Below are 23,761 nucleotides of genomic sequence, written 5' to 3' on the forward strand. Positions count from 1 at the left end.
GTGGGTCGGGAGACGAGGCCGCGGGCCGTACCCGACGACCCAGGGTGAGCGCGTCGCCGTGCGGCACGACCGAAGGCCGGGCCGCACGACGGCACGCGAACATGTCGCCCGCGCCGGGCAGGGACCGGCGCGGCAATTATGCGCTGTGCACCTTCAGCTGCGCCGCCGTCAGGCCTGAGCCCGCGATCAGCTCGACCGCGTCGGCGGCCTCGCCGACCAGGATCGGGAGCACCTCGCGCTCGGCTGCGGCGAAGTTCTGCAGCACGAAGTCGGCGGCCTGCTGCCGGCCGGGCGGGCGGCCGATGCCGACACGCACGCGGACGAAGTCGGCGCTGCCGGTGGCCGCGATGATGTCGCGCAGCCCGTTGTGCCCGCCGTGCCCGCCGCCCTGCTTGAGCTTGAGGGTGTCGAACGGGATGTCGAGCTCGTCGTGGACCACGATCAGGTGGTCCGGCGCGAGCCCAAAGAACTTCAGCAGCCCGTTGACCGGGCCGCCCGAGACGTTCATGTACGTGTTCGGCTTCGCGAGCACGAACCGCGGCCCGCCGGGGACGATGCGCCCCTCGGCGACGACCGCGTTCGCTTTGTGGGATTTGAACGTCGACCGCATCCGGTTCGCCAGTTCGGCGACGACCATCTGGCCGACGTTGTGGCGGTTGGCTGCGTAGCCGGGCCCGGGGTTGCCGAGCCCGACCACGAGCCACAGATCGGAATCCACGCGATCAGACCGCTCTCGTCGTGTAGGTGACTACTCGGCTTCCGGCGCCGGGGTGACCGACTCGGCCTCGCCCTCGCCCTCGGCGGGCAGGTCGTCGGGCTCCTCGACGGGGATGGTGACGCCGACGATCGTGGTGTCGGGCTCGGTGATGAGCGTGGCGCCGGCAGGCAGCTCGATGTCGGAGGCGTGCACGAGCGCGCCGTCCTCGAGGCCCTCGATCGAGACGACGACGCTCTCGGGGATGTTGGTCGCCTCGACCTCGAGGAGCACGGTCTGCGCATCCTGCGTGGCCATGGTGCCGGGGGCCGACTCGCCCTCGAGGTGCACGTTGACCTCGACATGGACCTTCTCACCCTTGCGGATGACGATGAGGTCGATGTGCTCGATGATCTGGAGCACCGGGTCCTTCTGCACATCCTTCACCAGGGCGAGCGACTCGACGCCGTCGATGGTGAGCTCGAGCACCTGGTTCGACTTGCGCAGGATCAGCGCGGTCTGGTGGCCGGGCAGGGTGATGTGCTGCGGGTCGGTGCCGTGGCCGTAGATGACCGCGGGGATGCGGCCTGCGGCGCGGGTGCGGCGGGCGAAGCCCTTGCCGAACTGGGTGCGGGTCTCGGCGGTGACCTTGGTGTCGTCAGCCATGCGTGTGCTCCTTCGTTCGCGAGCCTCTGGGCCCGCCTCGTGTGTAGTGATTCAACTCGACCGCGTGAAGCGAGAGGAAAGACGGTTTAAGGCCCAGTCCACCGCGTCGATAACGGATGCTCGCGGTTGCGTTCGCATCCCTCGCCGAAGTTCAGTCAGCCACTCTACCGCATCCGCTCTACTACGCTGGAGTTCCACGTCTAAGGAGCATCGCGCATGTCAGAAGAGTCGGGAACCGCCAACATCGGAGTCGTCGGGATGGCGGTGATGGGCTCCAACCTGGCCCGCAACCTCGCCAGCCGCGAGGGCAACACGGTGGCCGTCTACAACCGCTCCCCCGAGCGCACCCGCAAGCTCGTCGCCGAGCATCCCGAGGCGGGGTTCGTCGCCTCGGAGTCGATCGACGACTTCGTCGCGACGCTGCAGAAGCCGCGCACGGCGATCATCATGGTGCAGGCCGGCGCCGGCACGGATGCGGTGATCTCCGAGCTCGCCCAGCGTTTCGAGCCCGGCGACATCATCGTCGACGGGGGCAACGCGAACTTCCACGACACCATCCGCCGGGAGAAGGACATCTCGTCCACCGGCATCCACTTCGTCGGCACCGGCATCTCCGGCGGCGAGGAGGGCGCGCTGAACGGCCCGTCGATCATGCCGGGCGGCACCGCCGAGGCGTACAAGACCCTCGGCCCGATCCTCGCGTCGATCGCCGCGGTCGCGGAGGGCGAGCCCTGCGTCACCCACATCGGCACCGACGGCGCCGGTCACTTCGTCAAGATGGTGCACAACGGCATCGAGTACGCCGACATGCAGCTGATCGCCGAGGCCTACGATCTGCTCCGCACGATCACCAAGCGCGAGCCGGCCGAGCTGGCCGAGGTGTTCGAGACCTGGAACTCCGGCGACCTCGAGTCGTACCTGATCGAGATCACCGCCGAGGTGCTGAAGCAGGTCGACGCCGAGACCGGCAAGCCGCTCATCGACATCGTGCTCGACCAGGCCGGCGCGAAGGGCACCGGTGCCTGGACCGTGCAGAACGCCCTCGACCTGGGTGTGCCCGTCGGCGGCATCGCCGAGGCCGTCTTCGCCCGCTCGGTCTCCTCCAAGCCCGCCCAGCGCGCGGCCGTGCAGGCCACCATCACCTCGCGACCCGACGTCGTCGAGGTCGACGTGGATGCGTTCGCCGACGACATCCGCGCCGCCCTGTACGCCTCGAAGGTCGTCGCGTACGCGCAGGGCTTCGACGAGATCATCGCCGGCGCGGCGCAGTACGGCTGGGACATCGACAAGGGGGCGGTCGCGAAGATCTGGCGGGCGGGCTGCATCATCCGCGCCCAGTTCCTCAACCGGATCGTCGAGGCCTACGAGAACAACCCGTCGCTGGCCACCCTGCTGGAGGACCCGTACTTCGCGAAGGCCGTCGCCGAGGGCGAGGCCGCCTGGCGTCGCGTGGTTTCGACCGCAGCGCTCTCCGGGGTGCCGGTGCCCGGCTTCGGCTCGGCGCTGTCGTACTACGACTCCCTCGCGGTGAAGCGCCTGCCGGCCGCGCTCGTGCAGGGCCAGCGCGACTTCTTCGGCGCCCACACCTACAAGCGCGTCGACCGCGACGGCACCTTCCACACGCTGTGGTCGGGCGACCGCACGGAGATCGAGAGCGAGCCGAGTACGCATTAGTTGCCGCGCCGCCGCCTCTGCGGCGCGGGCTACATGTTCGCGTGCCGTCGCGAAGCGCGGCCTTCGGTCGTGCTTCGCGGCGACGCGCTCACCCTGGGTCGTCGAGAAGGGCCCGCGGCTTGCGACTGACGGCCGGCGGCTTCTGGCCCGCGGCCGGCGACCGACGGCCGGCGGCTTACTGCCCGCGACTGGCGGCTGGCGGCTGGCGGCTTGCGGCTTGCGACTGGCGGCCCGCAGCTGGCGGCTGGGGGCTGGCGGCTGGTGGGCTAGCTTTTTCCTACGCGCTGGCCTACTACGGCGCTGACGCCGTCCTGGCGCATGGAGACGCCGTAGAGGGCGTCGGCGATCTCCATCGTGCGCTTCTGGTGGGTGATGACGATGAGCTGGCTGGTCTCGCGGAGGTCTTCGAAGATCGTCAGCAGCCGGCCGAGGTTCGCGTCGTCGAGGGCCGCCTCGACCTCGTCCATGATGTAGAACGGGCTGGGGCGCGCCTTGAAGATCGCGATCAGCAGCGCCACCGCCGCGAGCGACCGCTCCCCGCCGGAGAGCAGCGAGAGCCGCTCGATCTTCTTGCCGGCCGGCTTCACGCTGACCTCGATGCCGGTCGTGAGCAGGTTCTCCGGATCGGTCAGCGAGATCGACCCGGTGCCGCCCGGGAACAGCACCGGGAACACCTTCGCGAAGGCCTCGCGGGTGTCGTCGAAGGCGCTCTCGAAGATGGTCTGCATCCGCTCGTCGATCTCGTCGATGATCGTGATGAGGTCTTTGCGGGTGTTCGTGAGGTCGGTGAGCTGCTCGCTGAGGAACCGGTGCCGCTGCTCGAGCGCGTCGAACTCCTCCAGCGCGAGCGGGTTCACCCGGCCGAGCTCGGCGAGCTTGCGCTCGGCCTTGGCCAGGCGCTGCTGCTGCTCGGGGCGCACGAAGGGCCGGCCGGTCGCCGCGCCCAAGACGGATGCGGTTGCAGGCGCACGGTCAGCCCGTGCGTCTCCCTCGCCTCGGTCGCCCTCGGCGTTCTCGCCGGCTGCGCCGGCCTCGTCGCCGTCCTCCGCCTCGCCGCCGTCCTCGGCCTCACCGTCGTCGCCCTTGGCGTCCTGCTCGGCCCGGGCCGCCGCCTCGGCGACCGCCGCGGCACTCGTGTCGATCAGGGCGATCGCGTCGTCGTCGGGAATCAGCTGCTCCGGCCCGTACTCGGCGACCAGCACGTCCTCGACGAGGCCGAGCTCGCTGCCCGCGCGCTCCAGCAGCCCGGAGAGGTGGAGCTTCTTCTCGTAGATCTGCAGTTCGAGCCCGTGCATGTTCTCGGTGATCGACTGCAGCCGCTCACGCAGCGCCGCCTCGTCGCGGCGGAGCGCCAGCAGCTCCTCGTTCTGCTCGGCCCGCTCGGCCTCCCGGGCGGCGAGCTGCAGCCGCGCCTCGGCGACGGAGCGGTCGGCGGAGGCGAGCACCGGCGGCAGCGCCTCGGCGACGGCGGTGGCGGAGGCGATCTGCCGCCGGCGGATCACCGCGCGACGGGCGGCCGCCTCGGCCGCGGCGCGGTCCGCCTCGAGCTGTCGCTCCAGGGCGACCGTGCGCGCCTGCTCGGCCCTCACCCGCTCGCGCGCCGTCTCGACGCCGAGCCGGGTCTCGATCTCCCGCTCGCGTGCGGCCTCGAGCTCGGCGAGCAGGCCGTCGCGCGAACTCACGTCCAGGATCGGCCGCGGCCGCTCCCGCACGGTCTCGAGCTCGCCGCGAGCGCGGTCGGCGGCCTGCTCGGCCTGGCCGACGCTCTCCTGGGCGAGGGCGAGGGCACGGGTGAGCCGTTCGAGCTCGCCGGCGCTCGCCTCCACCTGGGCCCGCAGCCGGCTGAGCTTCTCGGTGCGCGCGGCGAGCACCGAGTCGTGCTCGCGCAGCGCCGTCAGGGCCGCCTGCGACTGCTCCTTCGCGACCTGCACGATGCCGCGCTGCTCGGCGAGGGCGAACCGCGCCCGCTCGATCAGGGATGCGCGTTCGTCGAGCTCGCTCGCGGCGGAATCCCGCTCGGCCACGAGCTCGATGCGCGAACGCGTCGCCCCCGACCCTCCGCGGAGCACGTAGCGGGTGAGCACCTCGCCGGCCTTGGTCACGATCGTGAGGCCGGGCACGGTGTCGGCCGCTCCGCCGTCTGCCGCCCCTCCACCCACCCTGCCGTCGGTGATGGCCGACCAGAACGCGCGCGCCGACTCGAGGTCGTCCGCGACCGCGATCGACGAGAGAACCCCTCGTACACCGTCCGGTCCCGAGAGCACGGAGGCCGCCGCGACGATCCCCGACCACTCCTTCAGCAGCGCCTCGAGACCCTCCGATCCGGACCCGCCGACCGGGTTCGCGATCACGAGTTCGACGCGGCCCATGTCGGCGTCGGCCGCGGCGTTCGAGGCGGCGACGGCCGACTCGACGTCGTCGGCGAGCACGGCGTCGGCCAGGGTGCCGAGTGCGGCGGCGATCGCCGCCTCGTAGCCCGGGTGCACCTTCACGTGCTCGGCGACCAAACCGCGGATGCCGGCGAGTCGGGCCGCGACGAGCTCGGCCGATCCGTCCTTCTGGTCGAGCGCCAGGCTGAGCGCGCTCGTGCGGGCGGCGAGCGCATCCCGTTCGCGTTCGTGGGTGTGGAGCTGCTCGCGGAGCCGCTCGATCTCGCCCTCGGCCTCGAAGACCGCCGACTGCGCGAACTCGTAGGCCTCGTCGAGGTCGGTCTCGTCGACGACGCTGTCGGCGGCCTCCGACTCGGCGGCGGCCAGCTCGGCCTCGGCTCGCGACCGCCGGGCGTCGGCGGCGTCGAGCGCGTTCTGCTGACGCAGCACCTCGCCGCGCACGGCCGCGAGCCGGGAGTTCGCGGATTCGAGCTGCCCGGTGAGCTTGGACAGCTCGAGGTCGTGCTTGGAGACGAGCGAGCTCTGGTACGCGATCTGCTCGTCGAGCGCGTCCAGCGACGCCCGGGCCCGGCCGGTCGCGATCTGCGCGGCCTCCCAGGCCTGCTGGGCACCGGCGACCTCGCCCTGCAGGCGCACCACCTCGTCGCGCGAGTCGGCCACCATGGTGGGGCTCACGCTCGGCGCCGCATCCGGGACCCCCTCTTCGCCCCCCAGCAGCGCGAGCCGCTGGTGCGCGAGGTTGGAGAGGTTGCGCAGGCGCTCCTGCACGGATTCGAGCCCGAAAGAGGTGCGGCGGGCCTGGTCGACCGCGTCGCCGACCTGGGCCTGCTCGAGGCGGTTGATGCGCAGCTGGTTCTGCTCCAGGCGCTCCTGCAGCACGATGCGCTCGGTGTGGCGCTCGCTCTCGCTGCGGGCGGCGGTGTCGAGGGCGCTGCGGAGCCCGACGACCTCGTCGGCGAGCAGACGGGCCTTGGCATCGCGCACGATGGCGGCGATCGTCTGCGCCTCCTTGGCGATCTCGGCCTGACGCCCGAGCGGCTTGAGCTGGCGCCGGATCTCACCCGCGAGGTCGGAGAGCCGCGTCAGGTTCGCCTGCATCGCCTCGAGCTTGCGCTGCGTCTTCTCTTTGCGGCGACGGTGCTTCAGGATACCGGCGGCCTCTTCGATGAAGCCGCGACGGCCTTCGGGGGTCGCGTGCAGCACCGCATCCAATTGCCCCTGGCCGACGATGACGTGCATCTCGCGCCCGAGTCCGGAGTCGCTCAGCAGCTCCTGCACGTCGAGGAGCCGGCAGCCCTCCCCGTTGATCGCGTACTCGCTGCCGCCGTTGCGGAACAGGGTGCGACTGATCGTCACCTCGGAGTAGTCGATCGGCAGGGCGCCGTCGGCGTTGTCGATCGTGAGCGTGACCTCGGCACGGCCGAGCGGGCCCTTGGTGGAGGTGCCCGCGAAGATGACGTCCTCCATCTTGCCGCCGCGGAGGGTCTTGGCGCCCTGCTCCCCCATCACCCAGGCCAGGGCGTCGACCACGTTCGACTTGCCGGAACCGTTCGGCCCGACGACACAGGTGACCCCGGTCTCGAAGGCGAAGGTGGTGGGGTTGGCGAAGGACTTGAATCCCTTGAGGGTCAAGCTCTTCAGGTACACGGGCGCCTTTCGTGGGGTCGGGTGACCCTACGGTACCGAATCGGCGGCCGGATCCGCGTCAGGCGGGGTCGTCAGCGCGCGCTGAGCACGCAGAACTCGTTGCCCTCGGGGTCGGCCAGCACGACCCAGCTGACGTCTTTCTGGCCGACGTCGACGCGCACCGCGCCGTGCTCGACCAGTCGCTCGACCTCGGCGGCCTGGTCGTCCGGCACGAAGTCGAAGTGCAACCGGTTCTTCACGGTCTTCGCCTCGGGTACCGGCACGAAGAGCAGGCTCGGGTGGGTCTCGCCGTCGGGCGCGATCTCGACCTCGATCTCCTCGGTCGGCGCATCCGCTGCGGACTCGTAGGTGGTCTGCCAGTCGAGCGCCTCGCGCCACCAGGCGGCGAGGCCGCGGGGGTCGATGCTGTCGATGACGATCTGTTCGAAGCGGAGACTCATGCGCGTGAGCGTACTCCCCGCGGGGGCGGGGCTGAAGGGCCCTGGCGCCGCTGGCAGACCGTACGCTTGAACGCATGACCCTGCAGGCCCTCGTCTCCCCCGGCCCGGAACTCACCCGGGCCGAACTGCTGCGCTACTCCCGCCAGATCGCGCTGCCGCAGATCGGCCTCGAGGGCCAGCGCCGGCTGAAGGATGCGCGGGTGCTCGTGATCGGCGCCGGCGGGCTGGGTTCACCGGTGCTGCAGTACCTGGCGGCGGCGGGCGTGGGTGTGATCGGCATCGCCGACCACGACACGGTCGAGACCTCGAACCTGCAGCGTCAGACGATCCATCCGGATGCGGCGGTGGGCCTGCGCAAGACGGCGTCGGCCGCGGCGGCGGTACGGGCCCAGAACCCGCTGGTCCAGGTGATCGAGCACGACGCCCCGGTCGATCCCTCGAACGTGCTCGAGCTGGTCTCGGAGTACGACGTCGTCATCGACGGCACCGACGACTTCGCGGTGCAGTACGTGATCGACGCCGCCTGCACCCTGGTCGGCAAACCGCTCGTCTGGGGCTCGGTGCTGCGCTTCGACGGCCAGGTGACCGTGTTCTGGGCGACCGCGCCCGACGGCCTGGACCGCACGCTCGACGACCTCTACCCCGAGCAGCCCGAGGCGGATCCGGCCGCGACCTGCTCGGTCGCCGGGGTGCTCGGCCCGGTCTGCGCCGCGATCGGCTCGGTCATGGCGGCCGAGACGCTCAAGCTGATCGGCGGCTACGGCGAGCCGCTCCTGGGCCGGATGCTCGTGCTCGACGCCCTCGACGCGACCTGGCGCGAGGTGCCGTTCGGGCCCGGACCGTCCCGCGGCTCGACCGTGCAGCGCTCGGGCAAGGGCGCCAAGAACGTGGGCGAGCCCTACAGCTTCGCCCAGCAGGGCTCCGGATCCTCCGGGCCCGCGACCAAGATGTTCGAAAGGGAGACCATGAACGACTCGACTTCCGCCGCCGGCGGCCCGACCGACTCGATCTCGGTGACCGAGCTGCAGCAGCTGCTCGCCGCGCGGGAGGCCGGAGAGGCCGACTTCGTGCTGGTCGACGTGCGCGAGCCGCACGAGCACGCCCTGGTGTCGATCGACGGGGCAGAGCTGGTGCCGCTCGGTCAGATCCGCACGGATGCGGCCCGCGAGATCCTCCCGCCGCAGGAGAAGGTCATCGTGCACTGCCACCACGACGGCCGTTCGCAGCGTGCCGCCGCGACGCTCAAGCAGGCCGGCTGGGAGGACGTCGTCTTCGTGCGCGGCGGGATCGACGCGTGGGTGCAGGAGATCGAGCCGGAGAAGCCCCGGTACTGAGGCCTGTGGCCGCGGCTGTCGCTGGGTGGTCGGTGCGGCGGTCGCTCGGCAGCCGGCTCGATCGTCGGCCCGTGATCGGCTCGACCGTCGTTCGGTAACCGGCCCGGCCGTCGGGCGGTGGCCCGCTCAGCCGCCCGCGAAGGGTGGGAGCACGTCGAGCTCGTCACCGTCGGCCAGCACGATGGAGCGGTCGGTCGTCGCCTGACGGTTCAGGATGAACGAGCAGCGCGCCATGACCGCCGCCACGTCGCCGGCGGTGCCGCCGTCCGCGGCATCCGTCGTTCGTCTGGCGCGGTCGTCGAGCACCGCGGCGATCGTCGAACCCGCCGCGTCGACGGACTCTTCGCCCACTCCGAGGGCGGCCTTCGCCGCGGCGAAGTACCGGATGCGTAAGCCCACCTCAGCCGCCGATCGCGCTCATCGTGCGGTCGGGCTGGGCGAATCCGCGCTCGTTCATCTGGTGACCGGCGGGCTTGGCCCACATCGCGGCGCGCCAGAGGTCCGCGAGCTCCTGGTCGTCGGCGCCGTCGCGGAGCGGGCCGAGCAGGTCGGTCTCGGTGTGCGAGAACAGGCAGCTGCGCACCCCGCCCTCAGCCGTCAGCCGGGTGCGGCGGCAGTCGGAGCAGAACGGCTCGGTGACCGAGGCGATCACGCCGACCAGCCCGAGCAGCGGCCCGCCCGGGCCCGCCGAGCGCTCGCGCACCTGGTAGAGCTCGGCCGGAGCACCGTCGCGCGGCGCCTCGTCGGGAGTGAGCAGGTACCGTTCGGCGAGACGGGCCCGGATGCCGTCGGCTGTGATCATCTCGTCACGGTTCCAGGTGTGGTCGGCGTCGAGCGCCATCTGCTCGATGAAGCGCAGCTGATGCCCACCGGCCAGAGCCCACTCGAGGAGCTCGACCGCCTGGTCGTCGTTGATCCCCGGCATGAGCACGGCGTTGATCTTGGTCGAGACGAGCCCGGCCGCGCCGACCGCGTCGATGCCCGCGAGCACCCGCGCGAGGAACGGGCGCCGGGTGATCTTCGCGAAGGTCTCGGGTTCGATCGAGTCAAGTGAGACGTTGATGCGGTCCAGCCCCGCCTCGGCGAGCGCCGTGGCCCGGCTCGACAGGCCGATCGCGTTCGTGGTGAGCGAGATCTCGGGCCGGGGCTCGAGGCTGGCGACGTCGCGGATGATCTCGACCAGATCCTTGCGGAGCAGCGGCTCCCCTCCGGTGAAGCGGATCTGCCTCACCCCGAACTCGGTCACGGCGATGCGGGCGAGCCGGGTGATCTCCTCGCGCGACATCAGTGCCGGCGGCGGGAGGAAGGGCAGCCCCTCGGCGGGCATGCAGTAGGTGCAGCGGAGGTTGCAGCGATCGGTGAGCGAGATGCGCAGGTCGGTCGCCTGGCGGCCGAAGCGGTCGAGGAGCCCTGCGGCCTCGGGCCGCTCCGACGGTAGGACGACGGGCGGGCGGGGCACGAGGTCGCCGATGGTCTCGGGGCCGGCCGCGTTCGACTCCGCCGCATCCCGATCGACGATCGCGCGCGGGCGCGTCGCGATCACGCGACCACCAGGAGGGGCCGGCGGGATGTCGGGCATGCCGAGAGCGACGCTCATGCCTTCAGCCTACGCGCGCCGGAGACCGCCCCGGCAGACCCCACCGGGTGCACCCGGCCGCGACGAGGGTCATCGACGCGGGCCATGCGGCAGACTGGGTGCATGCGAACGATCGAGGATCACCGCCGTGACCTGGTGGCGCTGCTCGCCGATCTGCCCTCGCAGCGCGAGCCGGAGACCTTGGAGATCGCCGCCGACGTCATCGCGGCGGACCCCGGGCGCTACCGCCGACGGATCATCGCCTCCGATCTCCTCGCTCCGTCGAGCCTGCCCTCCTTCGACAACTCGCAGATGGACGGCTACGCCGTGAAGGCGGCCGATCTCGCGGGAGCCGACCCCGCGCATCCGGTGACCCTGCCCGTCGCCCGGCGGGTCGCGGCCGGAGACCCCTTCTCGACCCACCTCGCGGGCACCGCGACCCCGATCATGACCGGGGCGCCGGTGCCGGCCGGCGCCGATGCGGTGGTGCAGATCGAGCGCGCCGACCCGCCCGCCTTCTTCGACGACGGTGACCTCGCAGACGCAGACGAAGCCGAAGCCTCGGCCCGTCCCGGGTCGGCGGACTCCCGCGTCGTCGCCTTCACCGCACCCGTGCCGGTCGGCACCTTCGTGCGGGCAGCCGGGAGCGACGTGGCCGCCGGAGACGTGCTGCTGAGCGCCGGAACGGTGCTCGGCGCCGCGCAGCTCGGGGTCGTCGCCGGCACCGGCGCGACCTCCGTCGAGGTGCGCCGGCAGCCCCGCGTGCTCCTCGTCTCGACGGGGCACGAGATCAGGGAGCCGGGCTCGCGCCTGGAACCGGGCCAGATCTTCGACTCCAACAGCGTGGGCCTCACGGTCGCGTTGCAGCAGGCGGGCTGCGTCGTCGACCCCCGCCCCTGCCGCTCCGACGACGCGGACGAGCTGCTGGCCCTCCTGATCGAGCACGCGCGCGGGGCCGACCTGATCGTGACGGTCGGCGGGGTCAGCGCGGGCGCCCGGGAGGTCGTGCGGGATGCGCTGGAGAGCCGCGGCGTGCGGTTCGGGAAGGTCGCGATGCAGCCGGGTGGGCCGCAGGGCCACGGGCTCGCCGACCTCGACGGCCTCCGTCGGCCCGTCGTCTGCCTGCCGGGCAACCCGGTCAGCGCCCTGGTGTCGTTCGAGGCCTTCCTGAGGCCGGCGCTGAGGGCGGCCCAGGGCGAGACCGAACCCGACCGCGAGCTGCACCGCGGCGTCGCGGGCGCGGCGTTCGACTCCCCGCCGACCCACCACCAGCTGCGGCGTGGGACGGTCGACGCGGAGGGCGTGCTGACCCTGGTCGGCGGCCCCTCGAGCCACCTGCTCCACTCCTACGCCCGATCGACCGTTCTGGTCCACGTGCCGGTCGGCGTATCGGCCGTCGCGGCGGGCGACCCACTCGACTACTGGAGGATCGATGGCTGAGAGCGACTCGCTCACCCATGTCACCCCCGACGGCTCCGCCCACATGGTGGACGTCTCGGACAAGGCGGTGACCAAACGGATCGCCTCGGCCCAGGCGGTGCTGCGCACCCGGGCCGACGTCATCGCGCTGCTGGCCGCGGGACAGCTCCCGAAGGGCGAGGCCCTCGCGGTCGCGCGGGTAGCCGGCATCATGGCGGCCAAGCAGACCTCCTCACTCATCCCGCTGTGCCACCCGCTGCCGATCTCCGGCGTCACGATCGAGTTCACGGTCGGCGAGACGACCGTGCGGATCGTGGCCACCGTGAAGACGACGGGCGTGACCGGGGTCGAGATGGAGGCACTCACCGCCGCCTCGGTCGCCGCCCTGACGGTGTACGACATGATCAAGGCCGTCGACCGCGCGGCGCGGGTGACCGACATCGAGGTGCTCGCGAAGTCGGGCGGCGCGAGCGGCGACTGGAGCCGGGAATGAAGGCCTGGGGCGAGCTGCACGCGCACGCGCACCACGACAAGGCCGGCGACTCCGCGGGATCGGTGGCGCGCTCGGCCGTCGTCGTGGTGGCGTCGAACCGCGCCGCCGCCGGGGTCTACGAGGACGAGACGGGCCCGGACATCCGCGACTGGCTCACCGCCCGGGGGTGGGCGGCCACCGTCGTCGTCGTGCCCGACGGCGACCCGGTCGGGGCGGCGCTCCGTAAGGCCATCGACGGCGGCGCCGACGCCGTCATCACGACCGGGGGCACCGGGATCTCGCCGACCGACCGCACCCCGGAACAGACCCGTCCGCTCCTGGACCTCGAGCTCCCCGGCATCACCGAGGAGATGCGGCGGGTGGGCGGCGACTCGACCCCGTTCGCGCTGGTCTCGCGCGGTCTCGCGGGCGTCGCCGGGCAGACACTGGTGGTCAACCTGCCGGGGTCGCGTGGTGGCGTGCAGGACGGACTCTCGGTGCTGGGCCCGCTGCTCGGGCACCTGATGGATCAACTTCATGGAGGAGACCATGCCAGACCCATCTGACATCGGAACCGAGGATGCCTCATCTGCGCGTCCGTCGGTCCGGATCGCACGCATCGCCGACACCGCGATCACGCTCGACGAGTGTTCCGGGGCGGTCGACGACCCGGCGGCCGGCGCGGTCGTGACCTTCGCCGGCGTCGTCCGCGACCACGACGAGGGGCGGGGCGTCCAGGCGCTGTCGTACTCCGCGCATCCGGCCGCCGAGGAGGCCATCCGCGCCAGCGCCGAGCGGATCGTCGCCGCGCACCCGGACGTGCTGGTCGCGATCGTGCACCGCACCGGCGACCTGGTCGTCGGTGACCTCGCGCTGGCCTGCGCCGTGTCGTCGGCGCACCGAGGGGATGCGTTCGCGGCGTGCTCCGAGCTGGTCGACGACGTGAAGGCGACCGTGCCGATCTGGAAAGAACAGCGTTTCGACGACGGCTCCACCGAGTGGGTCGCCGCCCTGGGCTGAGCCGCGGCCGCATCGGCTCCTCCACAGGCGGGGTCCGGGCGGTGGTTGTGCCCTGAACGGGGCCGTCGTTACACGGCGGACACATTGTTACGGTCTACTGAGTGCACAGCACCGATCGGAGCACCTCGTGGACCTCAACACCCTCACCACCCTCGTCCCGGCCCGCCATCGCGACGATCTGAGGGCACTCGACGAGCGGGTCGTCCCGCTCGCCGGCGGGTCCTGGCTCTTCTCCGAGACGCAGAACCACCTCACCGGCCTGATCGACCTGATGACGCTGGGCTGGCCCAGCATCACCGTCACCGACGAGGGGCTCGAGGTGGCGGCGACCTGCACGCTCGCCGAGCTCGCCGCGCTGCCGGATGACCGGGGCTGGCCCGCGCATCCGCTGTTCTTCCAGTGCTGCACGGCACTCCTCGGCTCGTTCAAGGTCTGGAACGTCGCGACTGTGGGCGGCAACATCTGCGCCTCCCTCCCGGCGGGCCCGATGACCTCGTTGTTCTCCTCCCTCGACGCCGAAGCGGTCGTCTGGCGCGCCGACGGCAGCGACGAACGGATGCCCGTGGCCCGGTTGGTGACCGGCAACGGAAAGAACGCACTCCGCCCGGGCGATGTCCTCCGAGCGCTGGTCGTGCCGAGGTCCTCCCTGCTCGCCCGCACCGCATATCGCAAGATCGCGCTATCGCCGATCGGGCGGTCCGGTGCCGTCATCGTGGGCCGCGTCGACCCCGACGGGAGCTTCGTGCTGACCGTCTCGGGCGCGACCGTTCACCCCGAGCAACTGCGGTACCCCGCCATCCCGGCCGCCGAGACGCTCCGCGAGGAGGTGCTGGCCCTGACGACCTGGTTCACCGACCCGCACGGGGCGGCGGACTGGCGGAGGGCGGTGTCGGCGTTGCTGGCCGAGGAGGTCAGGGCGGAGCTCGGTGGCGCTGATGACGGCGGCAGCGACGACAGGCACGACGGGCTCGACAACGAAGGGACGGCAGGGCGATGAGATTCGTGATGAACGGCGAACAGATCGAGGCCGAGCCCACGATGGGGCAGTGCCTCCGCACCTTCATCCGCGACCAGGGTCACTTCGAGGTCAAGAAGGGCTGCGACTCGGGCGACTGCGGGGCGTGCTCCGTGATCGTCGACGGCACCCCGGTGCACTCCTGCGTCTATCCCGCCTATCGGGTCGCAGACAGGGTCGTGACGACGGTCGCCGGGCTGGGCGAACCGGGCGATCTGAGCCCGGTGCAGCAGAGCTTCGTCGACAACGCCGGCTTCCAGTGCGGCTACTGCACGGCCGGCATGGTCGTGACCGCGACCACGCTGAAGCCCGAGCAGCTCGACGACCTGCCCCGGCTCCTCAAGGGCAACCTCTGCCGCTGCACGGGGTACAGCTCGGTGGACGCGGCGATCCGCCAAGGGGTCTGCGACCTGCACGGGCATGACCACGGGGAGCAGCACGGGCACGGCTACGGCGAGCAGGCGGCCGGCGCGACCGCTGAGGCCGTCGATGCTGGCGCGACGGTCGAGGCGGGCACGACTGCCGCTGCGGGCGCTCCGGTCGCCGATCCGGTGCGTGAGCCCTTCTCCACCCCCGTCCGGGCCACCGGCCCCCGCGAGGGCCGGGCACCGCGCACGATCGGTACGTCGGTGAAGGCGCCCGCGGGTCCGCGGATCGTGTCGGGTCGCGAGCCGTACACCCTCGACGTGGCCGTCCCGGGCGTCACCCACCTCAAGCTGCTGCAGAGCCCGCACGCGCACGCGCGCATCCTGTCGATGGACACGTCGGCCGCCGAGGCGATGCCCGGCGTCCGCGCCGTGCTCACCGCGGCCGACTCCCCCGCGCGCCTCTACTCGACGGCGCGCCACCAGTTCCGCACCGACGATCCCGACGACACCACGCTCTTCGACACCGTCGTGCGCTACCGCGGGCAGCGGATCGCGGCCGTCGTCGCCGACTCGATCCGGATCGCGGAGGCCGCCTGCCGGCTGATCGAGGTCGAGTACGAGCTGCTGCCGGCGGTCTTCGACCCGGAGGAGTCCCGGAGCCCGGGCGCACCGCGCCTCCACGGCGACAAGGATCCGGTGGCGTCCCGCATCAGCGAGCCCGACCGCAACGTCATCGCCGCGCTGCACACCGAGATCGGTTCGATGGCCGACGCCGTGGCCGGTGCGGCGGCGCACGTCTCAGGCACCTGGCAGACGCACCGCGTCTCGCACGCGGCGCTCGAGACCCACGGCACGGTCGGCTGGCGCGAGGAGGACGGCCGGATCGCCTTGCGGACGAGCACCCAGGTGCCGTTCCTGGTGCGCGACGAGCTCGCCCACATCTTCGACCTCCCGCCCGAGCAGGTGCGGGTGTTCACGGCGCGGGTGGGCGGCGGATTCGGCGGCAAGCAGGAGATCCTGACCGAAGACGTCGTGATGGCCGCCGTGCTCAAGACCGGGCTGCCGGTGCAGTTCGAGTTCACGCGCGCCGACGAGTTCACGATCGCGCCCTGCCGGCACCCGATGCGGGTCTCGGTCGAACTGGCGGCCGAGAGCGACGGCACCCTGCGCGGGCTGGCGGTCGACGTGCTGAGCGACACGGGCGCCTACGGCAACCACGGTCCGGGCACGATGTTCCACAGCGTGGGCGAGAGCGTCGCCCTCTACCGGGCCGCGGCCAAGAAGGTCGACGCCGAGGTCGTCTACACGAACAACCTGCCCTCCGGGGCGTTCCGCGGCTACGGGCTCGGCCAGGTGGTGTTCGCGATCGAGTCGGCGATGGACCAGTTGGCGATCGACCTCGGCATCGATCCCTTCGAGCTGCGGCGCCGGAATGCGGTGCAGCCCGGCGATCCGCTCGTCGCCTCGCACGTCGAGGGCGACGACCTCGTCTTCGGCAGCTACGGGCTCGACCAGTGCCTCGACCTGGTGCAGGCCGCGCTCGAGCGCGGTAACGGCGTCGACGCCCCCGAGGGGCCCCAGTGGTCGGTCGGCATCGGCATGGCGCCCGCCATGATCGCCACGATGCCGCCGCGCGGGCACTTCTCGACGGTCACGATGACCCTCGACGCCGAGGGTCGCTACCTCGCCGGGGTCGGCACCTCCGAGTTCGGCAACGGCACCACGACGGTGCACCAGCAGATCGCGTCGACGGTGCTCGAGACGACGGCCGATCGGATCGTCATCCGGCAGTCCGACACGGATGCCGCCCCCTACGACACGGGTGCCTTCGGCTCGGCGGGCAGCGTGGTGGCCGGGAAGGCCCTCTACTCGGCCGCGCTCTCGCTGCGCGGAGCGATCCTGCGCCAGGCGTCGCAGCTGGCCGGAGCCTGGAGCGAGGGGGTGCTCGAGCCCGACGGCGTGCGGATCGGCGAGGTCTTCGTTCCGCTGACCGAGATCGCGGCCTCGGCCGGTGGATCGATCACGCTCGAGGGCAGTGAGGACGGCGCGCTGCGGTCGCTGGCGTTCAACGTGCAGGCGTTCCGGGTGGCGGTGGATTCGACGACCGGCGAGGTGCGCATCCTGCAGTCGGTGCACGCGGCCGACCCCGGTTTCATCCTCAACCCGCAGCAGCTCCGCGGTCAGATCGAGGGCGGGGTCGCGCAGGCGATCGGCTCGGCGCTGTACGAGGAGATGATCCTGGATGAGGGCAAGGTGACCACGCAGGTCTTCCGCAGCTATCACCTCCCTCAGCTGGCCGACGTCCCGATGACCGAGGTGCTCTTCGCCGAGACCGACGATTCGGTCGGGCCGTTCGGCGCCAAGTCGATGAGCGAGGCGCCCTACAACCCGATCGCGGCGGCCCTGGCGGCGGCCGTGACGGATGCGACCGGGGTGCGCCCCTACGAGCTCCCCCTCTCGCGCGATCGTGTCTGGAGGCTCCTCAACCCCACGTGACCCGCACCGCACCGGGCGCCGCGGACGCCGCCGGCGCCGCCGGAGCCCGCCTTCCGTGCGAGCGGCTCGTCCGACGGCGGCCGGTGCGTGTGGATCCTGCCGGCACTCAGCGGCGGGACGCCGGGCGGAGGCTCGCCTCGGCGGCACGGCGAACCTGCTCGGCGACCCGTTCCAGCGTCGGCGTGTGCAACTGCCACTGCTGCCAGTACAGCGGCACCTCGACCACGAATCCCGGGTCGATCGGCACCAGCGAAGCCGCCCCGTCGGGTGAGGTCGTCGCCGATCTGCGAGATTTCATCCTGGTGGCCGAACTCGGGGCCAAGGCCTGAGCAGCGGTTCGAGCCGACGCACCCTCCGCGCGCTGCCGCTGCCGCCGCTGCTGATGCTCCGGCACCATCCCCCAGCCGTAGCCGTAGCGGATGGCCGCCACGAAGTCGTGCGATGCCGGCACGTGGTGCCGCGGCGGGTCGAGCACCACCTCGGCCTTCGCCCCGCGGGAGCGCAGGTACAGGTCCTGGAGCCGGTCGCGCCGATCGAAGACGACGACGGGAGCACGGTCGAGCGCCTCGACGGTCGCGCCCTCGGAAAACCATCGTGCCACGAACTCCGGACTCGCCATCGGCTCGTACCTCATCGCGCCGAGCGGCGTCGACGAACAGCCCTGCACCGGATGCGCGGTCGCGGTGACGGCGGCCATCACGGTGCCCTCGCGGAGCAGGGTGGTCGTGTGGCTCTCGTCCTCGCGGAAGAACTCGAACGCCACCTCCCCCGCGAGCCCCGCGAGACCGGGCAGCAGCCAGGTGGCGAGGGAATCCGCGTTGACGGCGATCGGCATCCGTACCGGCGCCCCCTCGACGGAGCCGCTCGACTCCCCCAACCCGCGCGACACATCCTCGGCGAGGGCGCCGATCTGGCGGGCGAGCCGCAGCAGTGAGACCCCCGACTCGGTCGGCCGGATCGGCTTCGTGCGGGTGAGCAGCACCCGGCCCACGGAGGTCTCGAGCGCCTTGATCCGCTGGCTGATCGCCGACGGAGTCACCCGCAGTTCCCGCGCGGCCGCCTCGAAGGTACCCCCGTCGACGGCGCTCCGGAGGGCGTCGAGCTGGAGCAGATCGAAGTCCATGGTTAGTGAGTCTAATGATCCGTAAGAAAAAGTAGCTTGGCTATCGGGGCGGAGACACCTAGCGTCGGATCGTGCCCATCGACTTCCTCGCCGCCCTCGCCGGTCTCGGCTTCGGCCTCTCGCTGATCGTGGCGATCGGCGCCCAGAACGCCTTCGTGCTACGCCAAGGCCTCCTCCGCAGCCACGTGCTCGTCGTGGTCGCGATCTGCGCGATCTCGGACGCGGTGCTGATCGGGCTCGGCATCAGCGGGGTGGGACTGGTGTTCCAGCAGCTGCCCTGGCTCATGGTCGTCACCCGCATCGGCGGCGCGGCCTTCCTGCTGGTCTACGGGTTCCTCGCCGCCCGGCGCGCTCTCCGCCCGGCGACGCTCGCCGCGGCCGAGCCGCGCTCGCTCCCGGGGCTCGCCGCCACGGTCACCACCTGCCTCGCGCTGACCTGGCTGAACCCGCACGTCTACCTCGACACGGTCGTGCTGCTCGGCTCGGTGGCCAACACGCACGGCGACTCGCGCTGGCTCTTCGGGGCCGGGGCCGCGGCCGGGAGCATCATCTGGTTCACCGCCCTCGGTTTCGGCGCGCGCCTTCTGCAGCCGGTCTTCGCGCGGCCGGTGGCGTGGCGCATCCTCGACGCCGTCATCGCGGTGGTCATGGTGGCGATCGCCGCCTCCCTCCTCCTCGGCCTCTGACCCGCGCCCCGCCCTTCCGGCCGCCCCCGACTGTCCGCGACCCGTCACTTGTTGCCGCTATGGAGCCGCGATGGCGACAAGAAGTGACGGGTCGAGGACAGTCGGAGGGGACAAGGGACGCCTGCAGCGCGCACGGGCTCCCGCGGCCTGGCAGCACCCCCGGGCCTCAGCGCCCGAGCAGCTCCCCCACCGCCCGCTCGACCCCCGCCGCCACGGCCCGCTCGTCGGCGCGCACGAGGCGTCCGTCGCGAACGACCTCCGCTCCGTTCACCAGCAGCAGCGCCAGCGGCGGCTGCGACCCGAGCGTCAGCGCGGCCACCGGGTCGACGATCCCGGCGTGCGCGACCCCGTCGATCCGCCAGAGCGCCAGGTCGGCCAGCTTGCCCACCTCGATCGAGCCGATCTCGGACGCCCGCCCGAGCACCCGCGCACCGCCCATCGTGGCGACCCGCAGCGCATCCCGCCCGGTCATCGCGGTCGCGCCCCCGCGCAGCCGGTTCACGAGCACCGACATCCGGATCTCCGTGCCCAGCTCACCGGACTCGTTCGACGCCGACCCGTCGACCCCGAGCCCGACCGGCACCCCCGCCGCGAGCAGCTGCGGCACCGGCGCGATGCCCGCGGCCAGGCGCGCGTTCGAGCTCGGACAATGCGCCACCCCGGTGCCCGTCGCCGCGAACCGCCTGATCGCCTTCTCGTCGAGGTGCACGCAGTGCGCCATCCAGACGTCGTCGCCGAGCCAGCCGAGGTCGTCGAGGTACTCCGTGGGCGTGCGACCGAAGCGCTCGAGGCAGAACGCGTCCTCCTCGACCGTCTCCGAGCCGTGGGTGTGCAGCCGCACCGAACCCGGCAGCGACCGCGCCAGGACCGCCGCCTCGCGCAGCAGATCGGCCGTCACCGAGAACGGCGAGCACGGCGCGATCGCGATCCGGGTCATCGACGAACGCGACGGATCGTGGAACCGCGCCACCGCATCCGCACTGGCCTGCAGGGCTGCGTCTGTGGTCTCGACGGCGAAGTCCGGCGGCAGGCCGCCGTGCGAGGCACCCAGATCCATCGACCCGCGGGTGCCGTGCAACCTCACTCCGAGGGTCGCCGCGGCGTCGACGATCGACCCGAGGATGTCGCCGCCCCCGCGCGGGAACACGTAGTGGTGGTCGCCCATCGTGCTGCACCCCGACAGCGCCCCCACCGCGAGCCCGCCGAGCGCCCCCGACCCGACGGTGTCGGCGGTGATGCGCGACCACGTCGGGTACAGCGCCGTCAGCCAGTCGAACAGGATCGCATCCTGCGCGATCCCCCGCGTCAGCCACTGGTACAGGTGGTGGTGCGTGTTCACGAGCCCCGGCGTCAGCAGGTGCCCCCTGCCGTCGACCCGGCGAACGGCTGCCCGGGCGGCGCCGGTCGCGCCCGTCCCAACGGATGCACGGGGTGCGTCGACCGCGCCAGTCCCACTGGATCCATCGGGTGCGTCGACCGCGCCGGCATCAACGGATGCACGGGGTGCGTCGCGAGCGAGCGTCGCGCCGAGTGCCCCCGCGGCCCCGGGGCCCTCGGGCACCGGGTCGCCGTCGAGGGCCCAGCGCGGCGCCGGGCCGTTTCCGACCGCGACGATGGTGTCGCCGTCGACCACGACGTACCCGCGCTCGTGCTCGGTGTCGTCGCGATCGATCGTGGCGACGTACGCGTTCTCGATCACCGTCCGCATCCGGACGCCGTCTGCGGGCGACGGCTCGAGGTGCGGCAGCGTCACCGCGCGACCTTCTCCGGTCGGGCCGGCATGGGCGCGGCCGCCTCAGCGGCGCGAGGGTGGGCGGGGGCGTGCTCGACCGCCGTATCCGCGGCGGCGGTACCGACGGCGGCGGCGGTGCCTGCGGTGGCGGCGGTACCTGCGGTGGCGGCGGCACCAACGGGCGCAGTGTCGTCCGCGACCGCATCAGCAGTGGCGTCGGCGGCGGCCGCCCGGGGGTGGATCGCCCCCGTCGTCGAGCGGAGGGGTGCGGCGGTGGCGGCGTTCCGCACCATGAGCACCTCGGCGAGGATCGACACGGCGGTCTCCTCCGGCGTCGACGCACCCAGATCGAGGCCGATCGGCGAGTGCAACGCGGCGAGCGCGTCCTCCCCGACGCCCTGCTCGCGCAGCGCCCGGAGCCGGCGCTCGTGCGTCACCCGCGACCCCATCGCACCCACATAGGCCACCGGCAGGGCGAGCGCCGTCGTCAGCAGCGGCAGGTCGAACTTGTCGTCGTGGGTGAGGATGCACACCACCGTGCGCTCGTCGACCTCGGTCTCGGCGAGGTAGTCGCTCGGCCAGCGGTTGACGACCTCGGCGTCGGGAAAGCGGTCGGCCGTGGCGAACACCGGCCGCGCGTCGCAGACCGTGACGCGGTAGCCGAGCAGGGCCCCGGCGCGGGAGAGGGCGGCCGAGAAGTCGACCGCGCCGAAGACGATCAGCCGTGGCGGCGGAGCCGACACCAGCAGCACGGCCTCGACGATCCGGCCGTCGCAGTCGATCCGGCGGTGCACCGAGCGCCCGCTGTGGATCCCCGCCCGCAGCTCGTCCGCGACCCGCCGCCCCACCGCATCCGAACCCGAACCCGCCGGATGCGCCGTGACCAGCCGCAGCGCTGCTGCGTCCAAGGGGTCCGCCCCCAGCACCATCGCGATGCCGGCCGGCCGCCCATCGCGAGCACGTCCCAGCTCGTCGAGCACCCCCGGAGCCACCGCCGACCGGGCCCCCGGCAACCCCAGCTCGTGCACGAAGACCCGCAGCCGGCCCCCGCAGGCGAGCCCGACGGCGAACGCGTCGTCGTCGCTGAAACCGAACTCGCAGACCTCCCCGACCCCGGTCTCGAGTACCCGCGCACAGGCGTCGTAGACGGCACCCTCGACGCAGCCCCCCGAGATGCTCCCGATCACGCGACCCTGATCGTCCAGCGCCATCGAGGTGCCGAGCGCACGGGGAGCGCTGCCGTCGACGGCCACGACCGTCGCGACGGCCAGCCGGCGCCCGGACGCCAGGGAGGTCAGCAGTGCATCCGCGAGTTCGAGCATCGGACGGCTCCTCCCTTTCGTGCAATCAGCCTGACACATGATCGTGTTAGAACTTCACCATGCTGATCATCCGCGACGCCCTCCGCACCGTGATCGACGCCGCCACCGAGTGGGGCGAGGGCACCCCCACCGGCCCGCGCGACCTCCGCCTGACCCACGTCGTGCTGCCCGACGCCGCCGACGAGACCGGCAGCGCCACCGACGGCGCCGAGCACCGCGTCAGCCACGACGCCACCCGCAGCACCCCCGACGCAGCAGCACACACAGCAGCCGCACGAGCAGCAAGCACAGCCCAAGCACCCGCCACCCCCGAAACCCCCGAAGCCCCCGAAACCCTCGACGCCTCCGGCTGCGTCGTGACCCCCGGCCTGGTCAACGCCCACCACCACCTGCTGCAGAGCGCGTTCCGCACCCTCCCCGGCACCCGCGGCGTCGCGATGCACGAGTGGCTGCCCCGGATGGCAGCCGAGTACGCCGCGATCGGTATCGACCCCGAGCTCGCCCGCGCCTCCGCGCTCGTCGGCGTCGCCGAGGGGCTGCTCGACGGGGTCACCACGGTCGCCGACCACCACCTGACCTGGCCCGCCGGCAGCGACGGGGTCGGCATCGCCCGGGCGACCGCGGCCGCGGCCCGCGAACTCGGCGCACGGCTCGCCTTCGTGCGGGGTTCGGCGCGCGACGATCCCGAGCAGGCGGCCGCCTCGGCCGACGAGATCGCCGAGGCCATGGTTCCGGATGCACGCCACGGCATCACCGCGGACGGCCTGTTCCAGCTCGCGGTCGGCCCCGCCGGCGTGCACAGCGACTCGGCCGAGACCTTCCGGTTGCTCGGCGAGGTCGCGGCCCGTCGCGGCCTGCGTCGCCGCACCCAGGCGAACGAGCAGGTCGACGTGGCGATCGCGCTCGAGAAGTACGGCCGGCGCCCGATCGAGCTGCTCGACGAGTGGGGCTGGCTCGCCGACGACGTCACGCTCGCCCACCTCTGTGCGGTCACCGAGGCCGAGATCGCCCTGCTCGCCGCTCGCGGGGTGTCCGCGACCCACGCGCCGGGCTGCGACCTGCCGATGGGCTGGGGCATCGCCCCGGTCGCCGCCCTCCTCGACGCCGGACTCGCCGTGGGGCTGGGCACGAGCGGCGGCGGCAGCAACGACGCCGGCCACCTGCTGGCGGATGCGCGGCTCGCGATGCAGGTCGCCCCGCTCGTCGGCCCGCCGATCGAGGCCCGCCGCATCCTGTCGATGGCGACCGAGGGGTCGGCCCGGGGCCTCGGGCGGCCCGAGCTCGGCACCCTGCGCCCCGGCTCCGCGGCCGACCTCTGCGTCTGGGACGTCTCGGGCGTCGCGGATGCGGGGGTCGCCGACCCGGTCGCCGGACTCCTCTGGGCCTCGCCCGGCCGGCGCCCGAAGCACGTCGTCGTGGCGGGCCGGGTCGTGGTGCGCGACTACCGGCTCGTCGAGCACGACCAGCGCACCCTGGCCGCCGACCTCACGACCCTGCTCGCGGCCCGCCGCGCATCCTGACACCCCTCGCCGCGCCCGCCGCACCCCGCCGCGCCCCGCCGCCCCGAGGCACACCCCCAAGGTCCGCGACCCGTCACTTGTCGTCGCTATCCCGGGCATTTGGCGACAACAAGTGACGGGTCGCGGACAGTCGGGGGCCGAGCCATCGGCGCGAGCCCTCAGGGGCG

At 72.5% G+C, this 23,761-nt stretch carries 19 protein-coding genes; 10 read left to right on the forward strand and 9 right to left on the reverse strand.

What is annotated here, in order from left to right; genetic code table 11:
- Nucleotides 1-136 precede the first annotated feature (136 nt).
- Together pth and AC59HU_RS09225 are read right to left on the reverse strand one after the other, a co-directional pair.
- Nucleotides 137-718 carry an aminoacyl-tRNA hydrolase gene (gene pth, locus AC59HU_RS09220; protein WP_497223084.1) on the reverse strand — a complete coding sequence of 194 codons (582 nt, stop codon included), beginning with the start codon at nucleotides 716-718 and terminating at the stop codon, nucleotides 137-139.
- A gap of 30 nt (nucleotides 719-748) precedes the next feature.
- Nucleotides 749-1,360 carry a 50S ribosomal protein L25/general stress protein Ctc gene (locus AC59HU_RS09225; protein ID WP_497223085.1) on the reverse strand — a complete coding sequence of 204 codons (612 nt, stop codon included), beginning with the start codon at nucleotides 1,358-1,360 and terminating at the stop codon, nucleotides 749-751.
- Between the two features lie 216 nt (nucleotides 1,361-1,576).
- On the opposite strand from AC59HU_RS09225, the gene gnd reads away from it, so the two are divergent.
- Nucleotides 1,577-3,034: an NADP-dependent phosphogluconate dehydrogenase gene (gnd, locus tag AC59HU_RS09230; RefSeq protein WP_497223086.1), complete on the forward strand. Its 1,458-nt coding sequence runs from the start codon at nucleotides 1,577-1,579 to the stop codon at nucleotides 3,032-3,034.
- 266 nt (nucleotides 3,035-3,300) lie between these two features.
- Here gnd and smc read toward each other — a convergent pair whose 3' ends face one another.
- Together smc and AC59HU_RS09240 are read right to left on the reverse strand one after the other, a co-directional pair.
- Nucleotides 3,301-7,071, reverse strand: coding sequence for a chromosome segregation protein SMC (gene smc / locus AC59HU_RS09235; protein ID WP_497223087.1), 3,771 nt, complete (start codon nucleotides 7,069-7,071; stop codon nucleotides 3,301-3,303).
- A 71-nt stretch (nucleotides 7,072-7,142) separates the two neighbouring features.
- Nucleotides 7,143-7,511 (reverse strand): VOC family protein, encoded by a 369-nt coding sequence (locus AC59HU_RS09240; protein WP_497223088.1) that lies wholly within the window; start codon nucleotides 7,509-7,511, stop codon nucleotides 7,143-7,145.
- 74 nt (nucleotides 7,512-7,585) lie between these two features.
- On the opposite strand from AC59HU_RS09240, the gene moeB reads away from it, so the two are divergent.
- Nucleotides 7,586-8,845 carry a molybdopterin-synthase adenylyltransferase MoeB gene (gene moeB, locus AC59HU_RS09245; protein ID WP_497223089.1) on the forward strand — a complete coding sequence of 420 codons (1,260 nt, stop codon included), beginning with the start codon at nucleotides 7,586-7,588 and terminating at the stop codon, nucleotides 8,843-8,845.
- 126 nt (nucleotides 8,846-8,971) lie between these two features.
- Here moeB and AC59HU_RS09250 read toward each other — a convergent pair whose 3' ends face one another.
- Together AC59HU_RS09250 and moaA are read right to left on the reverse strand one after the other, a co-directional pair.
- Nucleotides 8,972-9,244: a MoaD/ThiS family protein gene (locus tag AC59HU_RS09250; protein ID WP_497223090.1), complete on the reverse strand. Its 273-nt coding sequence runs from the start codon at nucleotides 9,242-9,244 to the stop codon at nucleotides 8,972-8,974.
- A 1-nt stretch (nucleotide 9,245) separates the two neighbouring features.
- Nucleotides 9,246-10,442, reverse strand: coding sequence for a GTP 3',8-cyclase MoaA (gene moaA / locus AC59HU_RS09255; RefSeq protein ID WP_497223091.1), 1,197 nt, complete (start codon nucleotides 10,440-10,442; stop codon nucleotides 9,246-9,248).
- Between the two features lie 102 nt (nucleotides 10,443-10,544).
- Here moaA and AC59HU_RS09260 point away from each other — a divergent pair, with 102 nt between their 5' ends.
- From AC59HU_RS09260 to AC59HU_RS09285, 6 genes are all read left to right on the forward strand, one after another.
- Nucleotides 10,545-11,861, forward strand: a complete 1,317-nt coding sequence (locus AC59HU_RS09260) for a molybdopterin molybdotransferase MoeA (protein WP_497223092.1) — start codon at nucleotides 10,545-10,547, stop codon at nucleotides 11,859-11,861.
- Nucleotides 11,854-12,333, forward strand: a complete 480-nt coding sequence (gene moaC / locus AC59HU_RS09265; RefSeq protein WP_497223093.1) for a cyclic pyranopterin monophosphate synthase MoaC — start codon at nucleotides 11,854-11,856, stop codon at nucleotides 12,331-12,333. Before AC59HU_RS09260 ends, moaC begins: the two co-directional genes overlap by 8 nt.
- Nucleotides 12,330-12,878, forward strand: coding sequence for a MogA/MoaB family molybdenum cofactor biosynthesis protein (locus AC59HU_RS09270; RefSeq protein WP_497223094.1), 549 nt, complete (start codon nucleotides 12,330-12,332; stop codon nucleotides 12,876-12,878). The genes moaC and AC59HU_RS09270 overlap by 4 nt, the downstream gene beginning before the upstream one ends.
- A complete protein-coding gene (locus AC59HU_RS09275; RefSeq protein WP_497223095.1) occupies nucleotides 12,862-13,332 on the forward strand; it encodes a molybdenum cofactor biosynthesis protein MoaE in 471 nt (156 codons plus the stop codon). Before AC59HU_RS09270 ends, AC59HU_RS09275 begins: the two co-directional genes overlap by 17 nt.
- A 127-nt stretch (nucleotides 13,333-13,459) precedes the next feature.
- Nucleotides 13,460-14,329: an FAD binding domain-containing protein gene (locus AC59HU_RS09280; RefSeq protein ID WP_497223096.1), complete on the forward strand. Its 870-nt coding sequence runs from the start codon at nucleotides 13,460-13,462 to the stop codon at nucleotides 14,327-14,329.
- Nucleotides 14,326-17,211 carry a molybdopterin-dependent oxidoreductase gene (locus AC59HU_RS09285; protein ID WP_497223097.1) on the forward strand — a complete coding sequence of 962 codons (2,886 nt, stop codon included), beginning with the start codon at nucleotides 14,326-14,328 and terminating at the stop codon, nucleotides 17,209-17,211. Before AC59HU_RS09280 ends, AC59HU_RS09285 begins: the two co-directional genes overlap by 4 nt.
- A gap of 106 nt (nucleotides 17,212-17,317) precedes the next feature.
- Here AC59HU_RS09285 and AC59HU_RS09290 read toward each other — a convergent pair whose 3' ends face one another.
- Nucleotides 17,318-18,334 carry a LysR family transcriptional regulator ArgP gene (locus AC59HU_RS09290; RefSeq protein WP_497223098.1) on the reverse strand — a complete coding sequence of 339 codons (1,017 nt, stop codon included), beginning with the start codon at nucleotides 18,332-18,334 and terminating at the stop codon, nucleotides 17,318-17,320.
- A 71-nt stretch (nucleotides 18,335-18,405) separates the two neighbouring features.
- Between AC59HU_RS09290 and AC59HU_RS09295 the strand changes: the two genes are divergently transcribed.
- The gene (locus AC59HU_RS09295; protein WP_497223099.1) at nucleotides 18,406-19,020 is read left to right on the forward strand and encodes a LysE/ArgO family amino acid transporter; all 615 of its coding nucleotides are present in this window, start codon (nucleotides 18,406-18,408) and stop codon (nucleotides 19,018-19,020) included.
- 166 nt (nucleotides 19,021-19,186) lie between these two features.
- Here the strand turns inward: AC59HU_RS09295 and AC59HU_RS09300 are convergent, their stop codons facing one another.
- Both AC59HU_RS09300 and AC59HU_RS09305 read right to left on the reverse strand, forming a co-directional pair.
- The gene (locus AC59HU_RS09300) at nucleotides 19,187-20,773 is read right to left on the reverse strand and encodes an 8-oxoguanine deaminase (protein WP_497223100.1); all 1,587 of its coding nucleotides are present in this window, start codon (nucleotides 20,771-20,773) and stop codon (nucleotides 19,187-19,189) included.
- Complete coding sequence (locus AC59HU_RS09305; RefSeq protein ID WP_497223101.1) at nucleotides 20,770-22,074, reverse strand: XdhC family protein; 1,305 nt, start codon at nucleotides 22,072-22,074, stop codon at nucleotides 20,770-20,772. Before AC59HU_RS09305 ends, AC59HU_RS09300 begins: the two co-directional genes overlap by 4 nt.
- A 59-nt stretch (nucleotides 22,075-22,133) precedes the next feature.
- Between AC59HU_RS09305 and AC59HU_RS09310 the strand changes: the two genes are divergently transcribed.
- The gene (locus AC59HU_RS09310; RefSeq protein ID WP_497223102.1) at nucleotides 22,134-23,594 is read left to right on the forward strand and encodes an amidohydrolase family protein; all 1,461 of its coding nucleotides are present in this window, start codon (nucleotides 22,134-22,136) and stop codon (nucleotides 23,592-23,594) included.
- The last annotated feature ends 167 nt before the right edge of the window (nucleotides 23,595-23,761 follow it).

The sequence above is a fragment of the Herbiconiux sp. 320_LB genome (assembly GCF_059691755.1).

What these genes read in the sequence shown, in the direction of transcription:
- AC59HU_RS09225 (WP_497223085.1), bottom strand. Translation starts at nt 1,360, where the DNA reads ATGGCTGACGACACCAAGGTCACCGCCGAGACCCGCACCCAGTTCGGC.
- gnd (WP_497223086.1), top strand. Translation starts at nt 1,577, where the DNA reads ATGTCAGAAGAGTCGGGAACCGCCAACATCGGAGTCGTCGGGATGGCG.
- AC59HU_RS09240 (WP_497223088.1), bottom strand. Translation starts at nt 7,511, where the DNA reads ATGAGTCTCCGCTTCGAACAGATCGTCATCGACAGCATCGACCCCCGC.
- moeB (WP_497223089.1), top strand. Translation starts at nt 7,586, where the DNA reads ATGACCCTGCAGGCCCTCGTCTCCCCCGGCCCGGAACTCACCCGGGCC.
- moaA (WP_497223091.1), bottom strand. Translation starts at nt 10,442, where the DNA reads ATGAGCGTCGCTCTCGGCATGCCCGACATCCCGCCGGCCCCTCCTGGT.
- AC59HU_RS09260 (WP_497223092.1), top strand. Translation starts at nt 10,545, where the DNA reads ATGCGAACGATCGAGGATCACCGCCGTGACCTGGTGGCGCTGCTCGCC.
- moaC (WP_497223093.1), top strand. Translation starts at nt 11,854, where the DNA reads ATGGCTGAGAGCGACTCGCTCACCCATGTCACCCCCGACGGCTCCGCC.
- AC59HU_RS09270 (WP_497223094.1), top strand. Translation starts at nt 12,330, where the DNA reads ATGAAGGCCTGGGGCGAGCTGCACGCGCACGCGCACCACGACAAGGCC.
- AC59HU_RS09275 (WP_497223095.1), top strand. Translation starts at nt 12,862, where the DNA reads ATGCCAGACCCATCTGACATCGGAACCGAGGATGCCTCATCTGCGCGT.
- AC59HU_RS09285 (WP_497223097.1), top strand. Translation starts at nt 14,326, where the DNA reads ATGAGATTCGTGATGAACGGCGAACAGATCGAGGCCGAGCCCACGATG.
- AC59HU_RS09290 (WP_497223098.1), bottom strand. Translation starts at nt 18,334, where the DNA reads ATGGACTTCGATCTGCTCCAGCTCGACGCCCTCCGGAGCGCCGTCGAC.
- AC59HU_RS09305 (WP_497223101.1), bottom strand. Translation starts at nt 22,074, where the DNA reads ATGCTCGAACTCGCGGATGCACTGCTGACCTCCCTGGCGTCCGGGCGC.
- AC59HU_RS09310 (WP_497223102.1), top strand. Translation starts at nt 22,134, where the DNA reads ATGCTGATCATCCGCGACGCCCTCCGCACCGTGATCGACGCCGCCACC.